The 17,200-nt window shown below is 63.8% G+C and carries 19 protein-coding genes; 5 read left to right on the top strand and 14 right to left on the bottom strand.

The features are described from left to right. Window positions 1–5: 5 nt before the first annotated feature. From GGD65_RS16375 to GGD65_RS16410, 8 genes are all read right to left on the bottom strand, one after another. The gene (locus GGD65_RS16375; protein ID WP_183235916.1) at window positions 6–1,427 is read right to left on the bottom strand and encodes an ATP-binding protein; all 1,422 of its coding nucleotides are present in this window, start codon (window positions 1,425–1,427) and stop codon (window positions 6–8) included. Window position 1,428: 1 nt separating this feature from the next. Further along, on the bottom strand, window positions 1,429–2,103 hold the full coding sequence (locus tag GGD65_RS16380; RefSeq protein WP_092252367.1) for a response regulator transcription factor: 675 nt from the start codon (window positions 2,101–2,103) through the stop codon (window positions 1,429–1,431). Between the two features lie 197 nt (window positions 2,104–2,300). Beyond that, window positions 2,301–2,864, bottom strand: a complete 564-nt coding sequence (locus tag GGD65_RS16385; RefSeq protein WP_183235917.1) for a MarR family winged helix-turn-helix transcriptional regulator — start codon at window positions 2,862–2,864, stop codon at window positions 2,301–2,303. A 478-nt stretch (window positions 2,865–3,342) separates the two neighbouring features. Beyond that, window positions 3,343–3,693 (bottom strand): hypothetical protein, encoded by a 351-nt coding sequence (locus GGD65_RS16390; RefSeq protein ID WP_179731000.1) that lies wholly within the window; start codon window positions 3,691–3,693, stop codon window positions 3,343–3,345. 186 nt (window positions 3,694–3,879) lie between these two features. Beyond that, on the bottom strand, window positions 3,880–4,968 hold the full coding sequence (locus GGD65_RS16395; protein ID WP_018319977.1) for a TRAP transporter substrate-binding protein: 1,089 nt from the start codon (window positions 4,966–4,968) through the stop codon (window positions 3,880–3,882). 168 nt (window positions 4,969–5,136) lie between these two features. Continuing rightward, entirely contained in the window at window positions 5,137–6,225 is a 1,089-nt protein-coding gene (locus GGD65_RS16400; protein ID WP_018319976.1) for a TRAP transporter substrate-binding protein, read from the bottom strand. A 194-nt stretch (window positions 6,226–6,419) separates the two neighbouring features. After that, a complete protein-coding gene (locus GGD65_RS16405) occupies window positions 6,420–7,562 on the bottom strand; it encodes an Mrp/NBP35 family ATP-binding protein (protein ID WP_183235918.1) in 1,143 nt (380 codons plus the stop codon). 129 nt (window positions 7,563–7,691) lie between these two features. Beyond that, window positions 7,692–8,129, bottom strand: a complete 438-nt coding sequence (locus GGD65_RS16410; RefSeq protein WP_183235919.1) for a VOC family protein — start codon at window positions 8,127–8,129, stop codon at window positions 7,692–7,694. 197 nt (window positions 8,130–8,326) lie between these two features. Between GGD65_RS16410 and GGD65_RS16415 the strand changes: the two genes are divergently transcribed. From GGD65_RS16415 to GGD65_RS16435, 5 genes are all read left to right on the top strand, one after another. Further along, window positions 8,327–9,199, top strand: a complete 873-nt coding sequence (locus GGD65_RS16415) for an NAD(P)-dependent oxidoreductase (RefSeq protein ID WP_183235920.1) — start codon at window positions 8,327–8,329, stop codon at window positions 9,197–9,199. Window positions 9,200–9,434: 235 nt separating this feature from the next. After that, complete coding sequence (locus GGD65_RS16420; RefSeq protein ID WP_183235921.1) at window positions 9,435–10,835, top strand: sodium:proton antiporter; 1,401 nt, start codon at window positions 9,435–9,437, stop codon at window positions 10,833–10,835. Between the two features lie 150 nt (window positions 10,836–10,985). Then, window positions 10,986–12,581, top strand: a complete 1,596-nt coding sequence (locus GGD65_RS16425; RefSeq protein ID WP_183235922.1) for a HAMP domain-containing sensor histidine kinase — start codon at window positions 10,986–10,988, stop codon at window positions 12,579–12,581. A 45-nt stretch (window positions 12,582–12,626) separates the two neighbouring features. Then, complete coding sequence (locus GGD65_RS16430) at window positions 12,627–12,830, top strand: DUF1289 domain-containing protein (protein WP_026202286.1); 204 nt, start codon at window positions 12,627–12,629, stop codon at window positions 12,828–12,830. 28 nt (window positions 12,831–12,858) lie between these two features. Then, window positions 12,859–13,413: a TIGR02281 family clan AA aspartic protease gene (locus tag GGD65_RS16435; protein WP_018319969.1), complete on the top strand. Its 555-nt coding sequence runs from the start codon at window positions 12,859–12,861 to the stop codon at window positions 13,411–13,413. 337 nt (window positions 13,414–13,750) lie between these two features. Here the strand turns inward: GGD65_RS16435 and dusA are convergent, their stop codons facing one another. The 6 genes from dusA to GGD65_RS16465 are packed head-to-tail and all read right to left on the bottom strand — an operon-like array spanning window position 13,751 to window position 17,197. After that, window positions 13,751–14,749, bottom strand: a complete 999-nt coding sequence (dusA, locus tag GGD65_RS16440) for a tRNA dihydrouridine(20/20a) synthase DusA (RefSeq protein ID WP_183235923.1) — start codon at window positions 14,747–14,749, stop codon at window positions 13,751–13,753. Window positions 14,750–14,801: 52 nt separating this feature from the next. Then, window positions 14,802–15,038, bottom strand: a complete 237-nt coding sequence (locus GGD65_RS16445; protein WP_246783300.1) for a hypothetical protein — start codon at window positions 15,036–15,038, stop codon at window positions 14,802–14,804. Between the two features lie 50 nt (window positions 15,039–15,088). After that, entirely contained in the window at window positions 15,089–15,271 is a 183-nt protein-coding gene (locus GGD65_RS16450; protein WP_092252105.1) for a hypothetical protein, read from the bottom strand. A 47-nt stretch (window positions 15,272–15,318) separates the two neighbouring features. Next, window positions 15,319–16,434 (bottom strand): WD40 repeat domain-containing protein, encoded by a 1,116-nt coding sequence (locus GGD65_RS16455; protein WP_246783301.1) that lies wholly within the window; start codon window positions 16,432–16,434, stop codon window positions 15,319–15,321. Window positions 16,435–16,442: 8 nt separating this feature from the next. Continuing rightward, window positions 16,443–16,751, bottom strand: coding sequence for a hypothetical protein (locus GGD65_RS16460; protein WP_018319964.1), 309 nt, complete (start codon window positions 16,749–16,751; stop codon window positions 16,443–16,445). Beyond that, the gene (locus tag GGD65_RS16465) at window positions 16,748–17,197 is read right to left on the bottom strand and encodes a hypothetical protein (RefSeq protein ID WP_018319963.1); all 450 of its coding nucleotides are present in this window, start codon (window positions 17,195–17,197) and stop codon (window positions 16,748–16,750) included. Before GGD65_RS16465 ends, GGD65_RS16460 begins: the two co-directional genes overlap by 4 nt. Between the last annotated feature and the right edge of the window lie 3 nt (window positions 17,198–17,200).

Here is a 17,200-nt window from a genome sequence, read left to right on the forward strand (position 1 = left end):
CCCCTTCATGTCCGCTGAAGCCTTGGCGAGGTGGATGTTGGAGTAGGCAAGGAGACCGTCTTGTCCGCCAGCCGAAACCGCAGCGTGAACTCAGCCCCGCCCCCCGGAAGATTCTCCACCGCGACCGTGGCGGCGTGGTCGTCCGCCACCGCGCGCACGATGGAAAGCCCCAGTCCCGCGCCGTCGCTGCGGCGGCGGTCGGCGCGCCAGAAGCGCTGGAAGATCAGCTCGCGCTCGGCCTCCGCGATCCCCGGGCCGCTATCGCGCACGCGCACCGAACCGTCCTCGCGCACCTCGACGTCGACGGTGGTGTCCTTTGCCGTGAACTTGATGGCGTTTTCCGCGAGGTTGAAGACAGCGCGCTGCAGCATCTCCGAATTGCCGTGGATCCTGACAGGCGCGTCGGTACCCCGGAGCGCGATGTCCTTGTGCTGCGCGATCGCGAACGGGGCAATCGAGGCGACCACTTCGGCGCAGACGGCGCGCAAATCCGCAGTCTCGCCGGGATCGAGCACCAGGGTGTCGAGCTCGGCGATCTCCAGCAATTGCGCGACGAGGCGGCTCATGGTTTCGATGTCGGCATGCAGCGCCTGCCGTGCCGCGCGATCGTCGAGCGTCTCGATCCGCGTGCGCAGGATCGCGAGCGGCGTGCGCAATTGATGCGCGGCATCCGCCGTGAACTGCCGCTGCACCCGAAAGCCGCCTTCGAGGCGGTCGAGCGCCTGGTTGACGGCGGTGACGAGCGGCAAGATCTCGCGCGGGATCTGCTCCGTCGGCAGGCGGATGTCGGTGCGCGCCGGCCCGATATTGCTGGCTTCCTCGGAGGCCTTCCACAGCGGCGCGATCGCGCGGCGGAAGATGATGATGTCGGTGGCGAGCAGGACCAGCAGAATCGGGATGGTGATCCATCCCACGCGCCGGAAGAAATTCGACACGATGTCGTCGATGATGACGTCTCGGTGTGCGAGGTCCTCGGCGACCTGGATGCGGACCGTCTTGCCGTCGAGATCGCGGGTGACGGCGGCGCCGGAAATGCTCTCCGACGAGCGCGGTGCCGCGGTGGCGGCAGAGCGCCGATGCGAGGAGAACAGCAGCCGGCCCTCGGCATCGCGAATATCGTACTGATAGCGGCCATACGCTTCAGAATAGAGGCCCTTGAGACTGTCGGGCAGATTGAACGTCAGCAGGCCGCCCGGCTGGACAACGATGCGCTCCGCCAGCACCTCGGCCTGGGCGCGCATGGCATCGCGATGCAGCTGGTCGATCTCGGAATTGAGCAGCCAGAACAGCACCAGCGGCAGAAAGATCGCGACCACCGCGACCGCAAGGATGTGCAGGAACACGATGCGCCAGATCAGCGATTTGAACGTCGGAGACCTGCCATAGGACCCGGCATAGGATCCGACGTTGGATCCGGGCTGGGCCACGCTATTTCTCCACGTCCATGAGATAGCCGACGCCGCGGATGGTATGGATCACGACCTTGGCGCCGTGTTCGGCGAGCTGCTTGCGCAGCCGCGAGACATAGACCTCGACCGCGTTGGAGGCGACCTCGCCGTCCAGCCCGAAGATGTGGTCCTCGACGTTCTTCTTCGGCACCACCCGCCCCTGCCGGCGCAGCAAAATCTCCAGCACCGAGGTCTCGCGCGCGGAGATGATCCGCGGCTGGTCGTCGACGAAGATCTGGCGGCTCTCGGTGTCGTAGACGAGGTTGGCGAGACTGAGCGAGCGGCCGAGCAGCTGGCCCGGCCGGCGCAGGATCGCCTCCAGCCGTGCCACCAGTTCCTCCATCGCGAACGGCTTGGCGAGATAGTCGTCCGCGCCGCTGCGCAGGCCGCTGACGCGGTCCTGCAGGCCGCCGCGGGCGGTCAGCACCAGCACGGGGAGCGGTTCCATCTTGACGCGCAACTCGCGCAGCACCGACAGGCCGTCCCCGTCGGGCAGCCCGAGATCGAGGATCATCGCGGCATAGCTGACGCTGCTCACCGCCTCGCGCGCCTCGGCCGCGCTGCCGACGATGTCGCTCTGGTAGCCGGCCGCCGCCAGCCCGCCAGCGACGAGGCGCGACAGCTCGGCATTGTCCTCGACGATCAGAAGACGCATCGCATATCCGCCGGATACTCAGGTCACCGCACGCCTCGCGCGGCATCTTCGCTGTCTTCCATCATTCCGGACGCCTCGGCCAGCGAAAAAGCGTCCGGCCGAACCAGTCGTCTGTCAGGTTTGTGTAAGCCGACCAGGTGTGCCCCCAAAGGTGACCCAAAGGCAGGGGCCTGCGGACGTTCGTAGCGGCTATCCTCCTAGCCTCGTCCCTCGAAATAGGCGCAAAGCAGGGTCGTATCCTTTGGAGCTAAGGATTTCCGGAACAGCCGGCACTTGAAGTGACGATCCCTCCCCTCTCCGCTCTCGATCAGGAACATGCACCTGCCGCAGACGTCGGCGTTGTGACGGCGCTTGGCAACATCGAGCCCATCGAGGACGCGGCGAAGCGTATCGCGCAGCTGAGATCGATCGGGGAGCTCAAGTGTCACGAGCTGATCTCGAAGGATGTTAATTGGATCGCGCTCGAGGAACTTCTCGCCTTCGCCCGTGATGCAGAGTGCAATCGAGCGCTTGTCTTCTGCAGATGGCTTGCGAACCATCAACCCCTTGCTCTCGAGCACGGCGGCGATCTGCGATGCGACGCTGCGGGTCGTGCCCAGAAAGCTGGCAAGAGCCGTGGGCGTCCGCGAGAACCTGTTAGCGCGGGCGAGAAAGCGCAAGGCCATCCATTCCCGATCGTTCAGCCCCGCAAGGCTCCCTTCAAAAAGCCAGCTGTCGGCCGACTGGACCAGGAGCTGTAGAATTTCAATTGCCAGTTTCATTTGAGAAGTCCCACGGGAAACGGCCGCCCTTGCATCTCGATCAACGATCGAGAACCGCCGTATTCGGTGAATGCTGCATTCCCGTCGGGACTGGTTGAGTCCGGTATACCGTACCGTGAAGCGCGACCGGCGTGATGACACGCCGCGACTTCAGCCCGATTGCCGGATTCCGATAACTCGACCGTTCCGTAAAAGGAACACCGAAAAACTACGCAGCGCGTGGGCGTTGAATGACGCGAAATCTCTCGCGTCCGAACGCGATGGTCTCTCCCGGCGCACCGCTGGTGAGCAGGCATCAGAGAAGGGCGCGCTTGTCAGGTTCGTGTAAGCAATGGCGCTTCAGCGTGAAGGATGGAGAGAGCGCAGCGAAGAGCCGCCTTATGGATTGAACGCTCCGAACAGACACCTCCGGCAAATCTCAACGGAAGGCAACGCATGCAACGTTGTCAGAGTCGCATTCGTCTTCCACCTGGTGGCGCTAGCCTGACTTGGTATGGCTCTGCTGAAATGCTGCCCTGAGTTCGGCTAATTGATCGCTCGTTGCTCCCAGCAACGCGTCGGCCCCATCTGCAGGCAAGTCCGCATAAGCGATCGGCCGGTCGAACTGGCTCGCCGTGAAGTCGTACCTCTTGCCTTCGATCCGATTGTAAAAATGGTCGCCGGCCGGCAGTGGCGTCTTCAGCAGGTCGCCGCCGAAGAGTTCATGAACGAGCAGCGACGTGACGTTGCATTGTCCTGCGGCCGGATTGTCAGCCGTCCATTGGCTCGCGGTCGACCGCGACCACGCCTTGAGCAGCGCGCTTTGAACGGGCTCGGGATCGAAACTCATCGTCACGTCCAACGGCTGCCGACTATATTTCGGTTTATTCGATTTTTACATTTTGCCACTGCTTCAAGCCGCTGGCTACTGTGCATGGGGTTGTTTTTCAAATTTTGCGTCCGGCGCCGGCCAGGACGCACAAGAAAACGCCCCGGAGCTTTCGCTCCGGGGCGCTGCACCCAACCGGTGATGAGCTCAGCTCTGCGAGCGCCGCGCCATGAAGATGTCGTAGCCGACCTCTGCGACCTGGAACCAGGCGTAGCCGTCGCTCGTGAACTTGGCGAGGGAGTCGTGCACCTTCTTGAAATTGGCGTTGGTCGCGCCGACTTCGGCATGCAGCTCCTTGGCGGCCTTGTAGCAGGCATCCATGATCGACGGCGAGAAGGCGTGCAGCTTGGTGCCGCCCGCGAGCAGCTTCTTCAGCGCCAGCGGATTGGCGGTGTCGTAGCGCGCCATCATGTAGTTGTTGGCGTAGTGGCCGGCCTGCTCCAGCACGCTCTGGTAATATTTCGGCAGCGCGTTCCACTTGTCGAGGTTGACGAAGGCCAGCAGCATCGGCCCGCCTTCCCACCAGCCGGGATAGTAGTAGTGCGGCGCGATCTTGTAGAAGCCGAGCTTCTCGTCGTCATAGGGGCCGACCCATTCGGCCGCATCGATGGTGCCCTTCTCCAGCGCGGGATAGATGTCGCCGCCGGCGAGCTGCTGCGGCACCACGCCGAGCTTCTGGAGCACGCGGCCGGTGAAGCCGCCGATGCGGAATTTCATGCCCTTGAGATCGTCGGGCGTGTTGACCTCCTTCCTGAACCAGCCGCCCATCTGGCAGCCGGTGTTGCCCGCGAGCAGCGAGGTGACGTTGTAACTCTTGTAGAACTCGTTGAGGACATCGCGCCCGCCGCCCTGCATGTACCAGGCCTGGTTGATACGCATGTTGGGGCCGAACGGCACAGCCGAACCGAAGGTGAAGGTCGGATCCTTGCCGAAATAATAGTAGGACGCGGTATGACCGATTTCGCAGGTGCCGTTCTGGACGGCGTCGAGCACCTGGAGGCCCGGCACGATCTCGCCGGCCGCGAAGATCTGGATCTGGAATTTGTTGTCGGTCGCCTCGGCGACCATCTTGCACATCATCTCGGCGCCGCCAAACAGCGTGTCGAGCGACTTCGGCCAGCTCGTCGGCATGCGCCATTTGATTTCCGGCATCGACTGCGCGATCGCGGGAGCCGCGAGCGTGGCGGCGCCGGCAGCACCAAGTCCTGTGACCTTGATGAAGTCTCTTCTCTTCATGATTTCCTGCCCTGATGTACCAGTGATTGTGGGCCTTCTTGCCGAGGCTTGGCACCACCATGACGCAAGCCGCCGCCTAATTCCATCCCGATCGCACTGCGGCAAAGAAAAAGCCCGGCCTCCACTGGAGGCCGGGCTTTCCGGTCTTGCGACTTTAGGCCTAGGCGATCAGCCGCGCGTGCGCGAGCGGATCATGAAGCTGTCGTAGGTATATTCAGCCACCTGCCACCACAGATATTCGTCGGAGCGGTAGGCCTGCATCGCGTCGATCGACTTCTTGAAGTCGGGGTTCTTGGCCGAGATCTCCGCCCAGAGCTCGTTGGTCGCCTTGAGGCAGGCTTCCAGCACCTCGTTGGTGAAGGGACGAAGCTGGGTGCCGCCGGCAACCAGGCGCTTCAGCGCCGCCGGGTTCTGCATGTCGTAGCGTGCGGCCATCCAGGCGTTGGCGTTGGCCGTCGCGTTGGTGAGGATCGCCTGATAGTTTTTCGGCAGCGAATTCCACTTATCCAGGTTGGTGAAGGCATGGACGGTCGGACCACCTTCCCAGAAGCCGGGGTAATAATAGTACTTGGCGACCTTGGCGAAGCCGAGCTTCTCGTCATCGTAAGGCCCGACCCACTCGGCGGCGTCGATGGTGCCCTTCTCCAGCGCCGGATAGATGTCGCCGCCGGCGAGCTGCTGCGGCACCACGCCGACCTTCTGGAGCACCTGGCCGGCAATGCCGCCGATGCGCATCTTGAGGCCGGAGAGGTCGGCAACGGTCTTGATCTCCTTGCGGAACCAGCCGCCCATCTGGGTGCCGGTGTTGCCGCACGGGAAGCCGACGACGTTCGACTTCTTGAAGAACTCGTTGGCGAGCTCGTTGCCACCGCCCTGATAGAGCCACGAATTCTGCTGGCGCGCGTTGAGGCCGAACGGCACCGAGGCGAAGATCGCGAAGGTCGGATCCTTGCCGACGTAGTAATAGGACACCGTGTGGCACATCTCGACCGTGCCGCTGGAGGTCGCATCGAGCGCCTGCAGGCCGGGAACGAGTTCACCGGCGGCGAACACCTGGATCTGGAATTTGTTGTCGGTCATCTCGGCGACGTACTTCGCCAGCTGCTCGGCACCGCCATAGATGGTATCGAGCGACTTCGGGAAGCTCGAAGTCAAGCGCCACTTCACCTCGGGCGAGGACTGTGCGATCGCCGGCGAGGCCACAGCGGTTGCCGCCGCGCCTGCTGCCGACACTTTCAGAAAATCACGACGCTTCATCTTCAGGTCTCTCCTTGCTGGGGCGTTTCCCCTTAACTTCTCTTCTTGCCGCCGCTCATTCCGGCGACGCGTTAGGGCCGCGTCGAACCGAAGGGGCTTGACTGCCGTGGGCCTTTACCACGGAAGCCCCGCTTGCGGAACGCGACAATGGCATGACGGGGCTCTACGAAAGTCGCATGTCCCGGGCGGCCTCATCAGGCCGCCGCGATGACGCCCTTGAGCTGGTCCCGGACCTGCCCTGCAATGGCGCGGTAGATCGCCGCATGGGGACCATCCGGCTCGCTATCGACGACGGGATTGCCGGCGTCCGAGGTGGCGCGAATCGCCATGTGCAGTGGGATCTCGCCGAGGAACGGCACCTCGAGCTTCTCGGCCTCGTGCCGCGCCCCGCCATGGCCGAAAATGTCCGACTTGGTACCGCAATGCGGGCACTGGAAGTAGCTCATGTTCTCGACGATGCCGAGCACGGGCACGTTGACCTTCCTGAACATGGCAAGTCCCCGCCGCGCATCGATCAAGGACAGGTCCTGCGGGGTCGAGACGATCACCGCGCCCTTGAGCGGCACATTCTGCGCCAGGGTGAGCTGGGCATCGCCCGTGCCCGGCGGCATGTCGACCACGAGCACGTCGAGCTTGCCCCATTCGACGTCGCGCAGCATCTGCGTCACCGCCGACATCACCATGGGACCGCGCCAGATCATCGCGGTCTCTTCCTCGACCAGGAAGCCGATCGACATGATGGCGAGACCGAAGCGCCGGAGCGGAATCATTTTTCGCTCGTCGTTCAGCTCCGGCTTGTCGTGCAGGCCCGTCAGGCGCGGCACCGAGGGGCCGTAGATGTCGGCATCGAGCAACCCCACCTTGAGGCCGAGGTCGCGCAGACCCAGCGCCAGGTTCAGCGCGGTGGTCGACTTGCCGACGCCGCCCTTGCCGGAGGCGACCGCGATCACCGCGGCAACGCCCGGGATCTCCGACTGCCGCGCCATGGGCGATTGGGCGCCGCCCTGAGGCGGCGGCTTGTGGGCATGGACCGGCTGCACGCCCGGCGCGCCACGGCTGGGTTGCGGCGGCGGTGGAGGTGCGGAGCCCGGCTTGCGCTCGGCGGTCAGCGCCACCATGACGGTGGTGACGCCGGGAATGGTGCGCACAGCGGCCTCGGCTTCGGCCCGGATGGACTCCCAGGCCCTCGCCTCGGCGGCATCGACATTGATCGAGAAGAACACCTTGCCGTCGGACGCGCTGATCGGGCTCAGCACATTGGCATTGGTGAGCGCGACCCCGCGGGGGGATTTGATCCGGGCGAGAGTGTCGAGAACCTGTTGCTGCGTCACGCTCAAAGCGCATCTCCTGAACGGAGCATGATCCGGACCTGGAGGACGGCACCAGCGCCAAGCGTGGCGCGGCTTTCCGGCAAGGTCATGCTCGAGACTTTAGGATGCCCCATTAGAGCGGAAACGCCCAAAAGGCTACTGCCTGCCGATATCGTCAGCCTTTTCGGCGGGCGCCGCCCCCTGCTCCCTGGCAGCCTCGTAATTCAGCTCGATCATGACCCCGTTCGGGTCGTGAACGAAGATCTGCCAGAGGTCGCCGCCGGGCACCTGGCGGGAGTCGAACTTCATCCCCTTGGATGCCAACCGCTGCTTCATGCCGTCAAAGCCGCGGCTGACGAAGGCGACGTGGTGGACAACGCCGGAATCCGGCTTTTGTGGCTCGGAGGTCGGCGAAATATCGACGAGATGCACCACCGGCTTGCCCTCGCTGTACATCCAGGCGCCGGGGAAAGCGAAATTCGGCCGGGCGCCTTTTTCCAGGCCCAGCACGTCCTCGTAGAAGCGGACGGTCTCGGCCAGATTCCGGGTCCGGATGTTGAAATGATCGAGGACGCCAACGCTCACGCCGCCCATGCTCTCGCTCCCTTTTTCGAAGTCCTTTTGGTCCCGCCATCCTAGCACAGGGGGGCGCCAAACGAAGCCGTTGCCCTCCGCCCTTAACGGTTTATGGTGCGCCTCCGGTCCGCCCCGCAGCGGAACTCCGAGGGCGCCGCCAGGCGCCATCGCCCGGATACAACCGTAAAACTCAAGCTACGGACAAGGTACCACACATGGCTAAAATCGCTTTCCTCGGTCTCGGCGTCATGGGCTTCCCCATGGCCGGACACCTCGTGAAAAAAGGGGGCCATGAGGTCACCGTCTACAACCGCACGGCGGCCAAGGCGAAGGAATGGGCGGACAAGTTCGGCGGCAAGACCGCGGCGACCCCGAAGGCCGCCGCCGAAGGCCAGGATTTCGTGATGTGCTGCGTCGGCAACGACAATGATCTGCGCGCGGTCACGATCGGCGCCGACGGCGCCTTCGCCGGCATGAAGAAGGGGGCGACCTTCGTCGATCACACCACCGCCTCCGCCGAGGTCGCACGCGAGCTGGACGCAGCCGCCACCAAGGCCGGCTTCAAATTCGTCGATGCACCGGTCTCTGGCGGCCAGGCCGGCGCGGAGAACGGCGTGCTGACGGTGATGTGCGGCGGCGCGCAGGATGCCTATTCCGGCACCGAGCCAATCATCACGGGCGCCTATGCGCGGATGTGCAAGCTGCTCGGGCCCGCCGGAAGCGGCCAACTGACGAAAATGGTCAACCAGATCTGCATCGCCGGTCTGGTGCAGGGTCTCTCCGAGGGTATCCACTTCGCCAAGAAGAGCGGCCTCGACGTCGCCGCGGTGATCGAGACCATCTCCAAGGGCGCCGCGCAGTCGTGGCAGATGGAAAACCGCTACAAGACCATGAACGACGACAAGTACGATTTCGGCTTCGCTGTCGAATGGATGCGCAAGGACCTCTCGATCTCTCTGGCTGAAGCCCGCCGCAACGGCGCCACGCTGCCGGTGACGGCACTCGTGGACCAGTTCTACGCCGAGGTCGAAAAGATGGGCGGCAAGCGCTGGGATACGTCGAGCCTGCTCGCGCGTCTGCAACGCTGACGCTCTGCTGCGGCCTCATCGGCGGTCGCGCAGCATCCGGGCATCGGCGCGACCTCGGTCGCGACGATGTTTCGGTTAAGCGGGCGAGCCGAAACAACTATAGCGTTCGGGGGAAGCCTTGCTTAGCGTAATCGCCGCCATTCTGGTCCCTGCCCGTGTCGGCGTCGCGCCGGAGCTTCGACGGGGACGCACCGAGGTCGCCGGGCATGGGACCCATCGGCGGCGCTCTCGCCTCATGACCAGCCTGCTCTTCGGTGCCGTCCTCCTTCTGGCCGCATCACCTTCACAGGCGCTGGCCGCATCGCTCGATGGCGCCAGCCTTCGCCCACAATGGGCGCTCCCGTTTGCCGGCATGCTGCTGTCGATCGCGATATTCCCGCTCGCAGCGCCCCACTTCTGGGAGCACCACCAGGGCAAGATCGCCGCGATGTGGGCTGCCCTGATCGTGCTGCCGCTTGCAGTCTGGTACGGCCCGCTTCCAACCGTCCAGGCGCTCGTTCATACCGCGCTGCTGGAATATATCCCGTTCATTCTGCTGCTCCTCGCCCTGTTCACCGTCGCCGGCGGAATCGTGGTGCGTGGCAATCTTCACGGTTCCCCGGTTCTGAATACACTGCTGCTCGCCATCGGCACTCTGATTGCGAGCGTCATCGGCACGACCGGCGCGTCGATGGTCATGATCCGGCCGGTGATCCGCGCGAACGACGACCGCCGCCATAACGCGCACGTCGTCATCTTCTTCATCTTTCTAGTGTCCAACATCGGCGGCTCACTCTCGCCTTTGGGTGATCCGCCGCTATTTCTGGGGTTCCTGCGCGGCGTGGACTTCTTCTGGACGACGACACATCTGTTCCCTCAGACCACGTTCGCGGCCTGGATTCTGCTCGCCCTCTTCTTTTGCATCGATGCCTATCTGTATCGCAAGGAAGGCCGCGTCAAACCCGACCCAACTCCCGACAATCCCTTGCGGATCAGCGGCGGCCTCAATTTCGTTCTGATGGGCGTCATCATCGCTGCGATCCTGTTCAGCGCCAAGTTCGACCTCGGCGGGTTCGACATTCTCGGCACGCACCTTCAAGTGCAGAACCTGCTCCGCGATGCAGTCATGATCGGCGTCGTGTTCGTATCACTAGCTGCCACGTCAAAAGAGGATCACGACGCGAACGGCTTCTCCTGGGGCCCCATGGTCGAAGTGGCCAAGCTATTCGCCGCCATCTTCATCACCATCATTCCCGTGCTTGCGATTCTCAACGCGGGCCGATCCGGCGCGTTTTCCTCCGTCGTGAACATGGTCACCAACGCCGACGGCACGCCGAACAATGCCGCATATTTCTGGTTGACCGGCCTGCTCTCATCCTTCCTCGACAATGCACCGACCTATCTGGTCTTCTTTGAGCTTGCGGGAGGCGACGCCCAGCATCTGATGACGAATGGCGCCTTGACCCTTGCCGCGATCTCTGCAGGTGCCGTGTTCATGGGCGCAAACTCCTACATCGGCAACGCGCCCAACTTCATGGTTTACGCGATCGCGCGATCCGGCGGCATCGCAATGCCGGGCTTCTTCGGTTACATGGCTTGGAGCTCCGCGCTGCTGCTGCCCGTATTCGCATTGGTTACGCTCGTCTTCTTCAGGTGACGCGACCGCGGAACGAGGCCGAACCGGCCGGAAATTAACGCCGGGTTAACGTAATTCTTTAGCTCCTTAAGTCACCTCTTAAGGATTTGTTGCCAGAGATAGACAATGCAGAAGGCCCGCGTCCGGCGTGGGCAGGAATCGTGTTGCTTGATGAGTAACCCCGCTGAAAAGCCTGAGGTTGTGCAGCTTCCGGCCGAGCCGGTGAGCGCTCCATCGGCGAGCAGCCGAAGGGCTGCGGCGCAGCGGGTGCGCGAGGCGCGGGACAAGTTAACTTCGACCAGCGGAACCCGGCCGTCCTTCGACGCCGAGATGCTGCGTCAATACGCTCAGACGCGACTGTCGGCTTCCTATGTCGTGATGCTGCTGGTGGTCGCGACCGGCGTGCTGTTCGGCCTGTGGATGCAGCCGATCCCAGCCGCGGCCTGGACCGCCGGCATGCTCTGCATCCACAGCGCCATGACCCGCAGTTGCCGGCGCTTCCTGACCGAGCCCGCCTCGCCCGCGGCGACGCGCGCCTGGCGGACGCGCTTCGTCGTGCTCGACCTGCTCTATGGCCTGTGCTGGATGGCGATCCTGATCCATCCCGTGCTCGACATGGTCACGGAAACGCTGATGATGTTCGTGATGCTGCTGGTGATCGCAGTGTCGAGCATGCTCGCCGCCAATCTGCCGATCGCAGCCCTCGCCGCCACCGCGCCGGTCGCGGTCGCCATGGCGCTGAGCTTCGTGATGACCGGCTCGCTGGACAATTACATTCTGGCCGCGCTCGCGCTCGCCGCCGAAGGCTATTTCGTGCTGCTGGCGCACCGCCTGCACTCCTCCACCTTCGCCACGCTGGAAGCGCGCGCCGAGAAGGACGCGCTGATCGGCGAGCTCGAACAGGCCAAGGCGATCTCGGACGAAGCACGCCACCGCGCCGAATCCGCCAACGTCGCCAAGTCGCGCTTCCTTGCGCAGATGAGCCACGAGCTGCGCACGCCGCTGAACGCCATCCTCGGCTTCTCCGAGGTGATGAAGAGCGAGATTTTTGGCGCCCATGCCGTGCCGGTCTACAAGGAGTACTCGGCGGACATCCATAATTCCGGCGTGCACCTGCTCAACCTCATCAACGAGATCCTCGACCTGTCGCGGATCGAGGCCGGCCGCTACGAGCTCAACGAGGAAGCGGTGTCGCTGGTCGGCATCGTCGCCGACTGCCATCACCTGATGAAGCTGCGCGCCTCCAGCCGTGGCATCACCATCCACGAGGTGTTCGAGCAGGCCATGCCGCGGCTGTGGGCCGACGAGCGCGCGATCCGCCAGGTCGTGCTCAACCTGCTCTCCAACTCGATCAAGTTCACCCCGCAAGGCGGCGAGATCTGGCTCAAGGCGGGATGGACCGCCTCGGGCGGACAATATCTCTCGGTGCGGGATTCCGGCTCCGGAATCCCTGAGGACGAGATCCCGGTCGTGCTCGCCTCGTTCGGCCAGGGCTCCAACTCGATCAAGTCCGCCGAACAGGGCGCCGGTCTCGGCCTGCCGATCGCCAAGAATCTGATCGACCTCCATGGCGGCACGTTCACGCTGAAATCGAAGTTGCGCATCGGCACCGAGGTGATCGTCACCTTCCCGCCGGAGCGCGTGATGAGCGCGCTGGCGCCGCTGTCGGATGATTCCCCGCCGCTCCAGCCCGAGAGTTCCGTACTGCCCGAGGAGAAGCGCCGGCCGCGCCACAAGCCGATCATGAGCGCAGGCACAGGCTCTTAAACCAGATGCTTGCAGACATGCCCGACAATCCCCCACTATGTCCGAATGAGCAAAGAAACGCCGTGCGTCGCCGTCTGCATGATCGATCCCAGGACCAAGCTGTGCTTCGGCTGCGGCCGGACCTTGCCCGAGATCGCGCGCTGGCACGCCATGGAAAGCGCGGACCGGCTCGCGGTCATGGCGCTGTTGCCGGCACGCATGACGGAAGCCGGACTGGCGCCGATCGCGGCATCGCCGAAACGCACCTGACCGGCCTGCCCGCCTGCGGAGGCGCGCGATGATCCGCTTCCTGCTTGTTCTCGTCATGCTTGCCGGCACGGCGGGCGCGGTCGTCGCCTATGGCGATCCCGATCAGATCGCGCGCGCCAGCCACAAGGTCTCCCACATCTTTCGCGCGCAGACGGCAACGCCCGCGCCTGCCGTCCAGATCCCGCGCGGCCAGGGCGGCGAATTCGCGCTGCGTGCGAAGATCAACGGTGTCGCGGCGCCAATGGTGATCGATACCGGCGCGACGTCGGTGGTGCTGACCTGGGAGACCGCGAAAGCCATCGGGCTGCCGCTCGAGATGCTCGAATACGATGTCGACCTCGAAACCGCGGGCGGCCATACCAAGGCAGCCCGCCTCACGCTCGACCGTCTCTCCGTCGGCCATCTCGTCGAAAAATCGGTGCCGGCCCTCGTCGTCCAGCGCGGGCAGATGAAGACCAATTTGCTCGGCATGAGCTTCCTCGACCGCCTGGAGAGCTGGGGGGTTCGCGCCGACAAGCTGATGCTGACCGGCTATCCCGAGCTTCAGAGCAGCCATCGCCGCTCGCGTACGGCGCTCGACTAGACCATCCGCAAGAACCGTCGCAGGCGCCAACGACCTCGCTTCACACGGGCCGCGACTTAATCCCTGCGCGATGCGTGCATGCCGGTTGGTGCGGCGAACAGAAAACGCGAAAACAACCCCATGCACAGTAGCCGATGCTTGTGCGATCAAGGACTTACGCGGGACAACGATGGGCGCCTCCCCGGAGTTATTGGATGCGTCGGGGCAAGGATATTGGTGACACGTCGGGCAAAATACCGGCAGAAGGGCAACATCGCGCAATCCGCCAGAGTCGGTCCGGCCGTCCGTCAAGCGGTGGCGCGTCAACTCATCGGCCTCTGAACCCGCAGGAATGCGACTAGGCCGCGGCTTCCTCCGCAGGAGCGCGCGCACCGACGCGCGCGATCGCATCGCGCAGCACCTCGGGACCGGCGCCTGCTTTCACCCCCTGCTCGGCCAGATGGCGGCGGAAGGCCCGCGCGCCGGGCACGGCGTGGAATGCGCCGACGAAATGCCGTGTGATCGCATGCAGCCGCGTGCCGCGCGCGAGCTGCTGCTCGATATAGGGCATCATCGCCTCGAGCGCGTCCTGCATGGTCGCGTGCGACGTCGCCTCGCCGAAGATTTCGTGATCGACGCCGAGCAGCCGCCACGGGTCCTGATAGGCGGCGCGGCCGAGCATTACGCCATCGACATGTTCGAGATGTGCTCTCGCTTCGTCGAGGCCTCGAATGCCGCCGTTGATGATGACAGGCACGTCAGGCATTGCGCGCTTGAGCCGATAGACGCGCTCATAGTCGAGCGGCGGGATGTCGCGGTTCTCCTTCGGAGACAACCCGTTGAGCCAGGCCTTGCGGGCATGCACGATCAGTGCGTCGCAGCCGGAGGCGACCACCGCGCGCGCAAGCGCATCAAGGGCGACTTCCGGATCCTGGTCGTCGATGCCGATGCGGCACTTCACCGTGACGGGAACCGCGACAGCGCGTTTCATCGCCTCGACGCACCTCGCCACGAGTTCCGGCTCCGCCATGAGGCAGGCGCCGAAGCGGCCATCCTTCACGCGGTCCGACGGGCAGCCGACATTGAGGTTGATCTCGTCATAGCCGAACGTCTCGCCGATCCGTGCAGCTTGCGCCAGTTCGCGCGGATCCGAGCCGCCAAGCTGAAGCGCCACCGGATGCTCGACCGCATCGAACCCGAGCAGCCGCTCACGGTCGCCATGAATCACAGCGCCGGTCGTCACCATTTCCGTATAGAGCAGCGCCCGCCGCGTCAGGTGGCGGTGGAACACCCGGCAGTGCCGGTCGCTCCAATCCATCATGGGGGCGACGGAAAAGCGATAGTCTTGCGATTTCAATCTGTTACCTGGTCCTCTTGCGGTCCATTCCCGTTATACTATTTCCGTGAGATTAGTATAGCCGCGAGGCGCGTGCGAAGCTGTCCGCGACGTTGGGAAATTCGGCTTCCGTCTTGTACCCGCACAAGCGCCGGAATTCGCTCGACCAGGTCCACCGCGCCTTGGCGTGCATCGCATCCCCCTCATATAGGATCGCATCCCACAATCCGATGCCACAATGCAGCGACAGCGTCTCGAGCCACTCGGCCTTGTGGACGAGTTCGTTGTCCCGAATAAGCCCCTTCAACATGCTGCCCCCTTGACCCTTCGATTAGATTTCGCGTGCAGTTAGATGACCTGTCACTGCGTTGTTGCGCTACTCTCGAAGGGCTTGTTTTCGGCGATGAACCTCGCCGCCAACACCAAGGCCCCCATCGAAAACTCCTTTCCGTGCGCGGCAATCATGCGCTCGGAGAGCTCCGCCAGTTCCTTGAAGAAGTGATCCTTGCTTGTGGCTTCGCTTCGCGCTTCGGTGGCTGTCATGAACTTGCTCCTGGAGCTCGCGGCAAGGCTCGTCGCCCAGCTCGCCGTTACTTGAAGATTTGCGGCGGAAACGTCACGATTGCCGCCTCGCCGCCATATGTCCCGATGGCAAGATGCTGGCCGTCGTCGGACCAGCAGACGGTTTGGACCGCGCTCCGGCCCGGCGGTTTGACGACCAGTTCGTCGGGTTCGCCGATCCTGGCAACGACGACCCTGCCGTCGCTGTATCCTGCCGCAACCAACGGACGTCCCGGATGCATGTCCACTGCCTCGACAAGGACGAAGCCACCGCGGCCGGTGCCAACGCTCTTCGGCTGTTCGCCACCGTCGTCGAGACTGGAAACGTCCCATGCGATCATGCGGTAGGCTCCGCTCGTCACAAGAACGCGGGAGTCTGCACTCCACGAAAGAGACCGGACGCTTGCAGGATAGCTCGGAATCCGAGCGGCGCGCGCATCGGAAAGGCGCAGCAATGCGATACCTCCTTCGGCGACGGACATTGCCAGCCAGCTTCCATCGGGACTCCATGCCAAGCTGGAGATGAAGCCGAAAGCCATTGTAGCGGTGGGCTCAGGTCGGGGTCCGAAGGCACGCACAAGCAGACAACCGTCAGCTCCTATCGCGAAGCTCCGACCGTCTGGCGAGACGGCGATCGCGGATGAACGCCCTCCCGCACGCTCCTGAAGCCATCCGACGTCGCCGTTGGAATCGCAGTATATGACCGACCCGTCGGAAGCCGCCAGAATACCGCCGGCATGCACCGGGGCAACGAGATCGATCGGGGCCGCTAATTTTGCGGCCTGTCGCGTGACGCCGGATGCCGACACGTGCAGCAACTGACTGCCATCGCTTGCGATGAAGCCCTCCGGCTCGATCGAGGCGAGATGAAGTGAAGCATCGCTGATGACGACTTTCGTCAATGGCGGGACCGGATTCCGCCGCGGTGAGATCGTCGATCGGCCGCCGTCCAAGGCCATACGATAACGGTCTTTCGGCGGTTCGCTGTCGGCCAGCGGAGCGATGGCCAGAGAGCCATCGGCAAGCGCGAACGCCACTGCCTGTCCCGCAGCGTCGAACGCCGCGTTCGTAACCGGCGCCCCCATGGTCCAATGCCGACCAAGCAAGTCATAGAGCGTAGCCGTCTCAGCTTCCATCGTGTCCATCGGTCGTCTCACCTGCCGGTCGCAATACACCTGTCGAGTTCTTCAAGGCGTCGTTCCAGCGCGGCGCATTGGGCGTCGCATGTTGCCATTCCGGCCCTTGCTTCCTTCAAGCGCTCGTGCGCTTCCTCGATAACGTGGCCGAATGCATGCGAATCGCCCGTCGCCGCGATCTCCTGCTCAATCCTCTGAATCTCGAATTCTGCTCCACCGGCAAGCTGACGGTTCAGAAGGTTCCACGATTGAGCGGCCGACATCTGCTGAACGACGAGCAACCGCTCCTTCAGCATCTCGACAAGAACCTCCGGATCGACACTCATGCGCTCGGCTCGATTTGATCAAGGATCCGCTGGAGACCCCGGGCATCGGATACGAAGTGTTGCTGCGCGTCATTGACGTAAGATTGGAGCGAGTCCCACAGATCGACCCTCAGCAACCGCGCCGGATCGCCCGTCATCGTCTCGATGGCCTGAAGACCGAACTGATGCCGCAAGCCGATCCCCTGCAATACGAAATCCGATAGCTCACGTGCATGCGTTTCGACGAACGGCCGCAGCAGCGGATGTACGCCGTAGCTCATGCCGCGCTTTGCGAGCTCGGTCTCGATGAACAAGATGAAATGCCGCACCAGCAAACTCTGGCTTTCGCCAACCAGGTGCACCACGAAAGTGACGTCGCGGTCAGCGCGCGCAAGGATCTGCGAGGCCAGCGTCGCCGCGGGGGCCGGACCTTTCCCGCCCTTTTGCTCATCCCAGACAGCCGCCATGAA

It is taken from the genome of Bradyrhizobium sp. CIR18 (genome assembly GCF_014198295.1).
GTDB lineage: Bacteria > Pseudomonadota > Alphaproteobacteria > Rhizobiales > Xanthobacteraceae > Bradyrhizobium.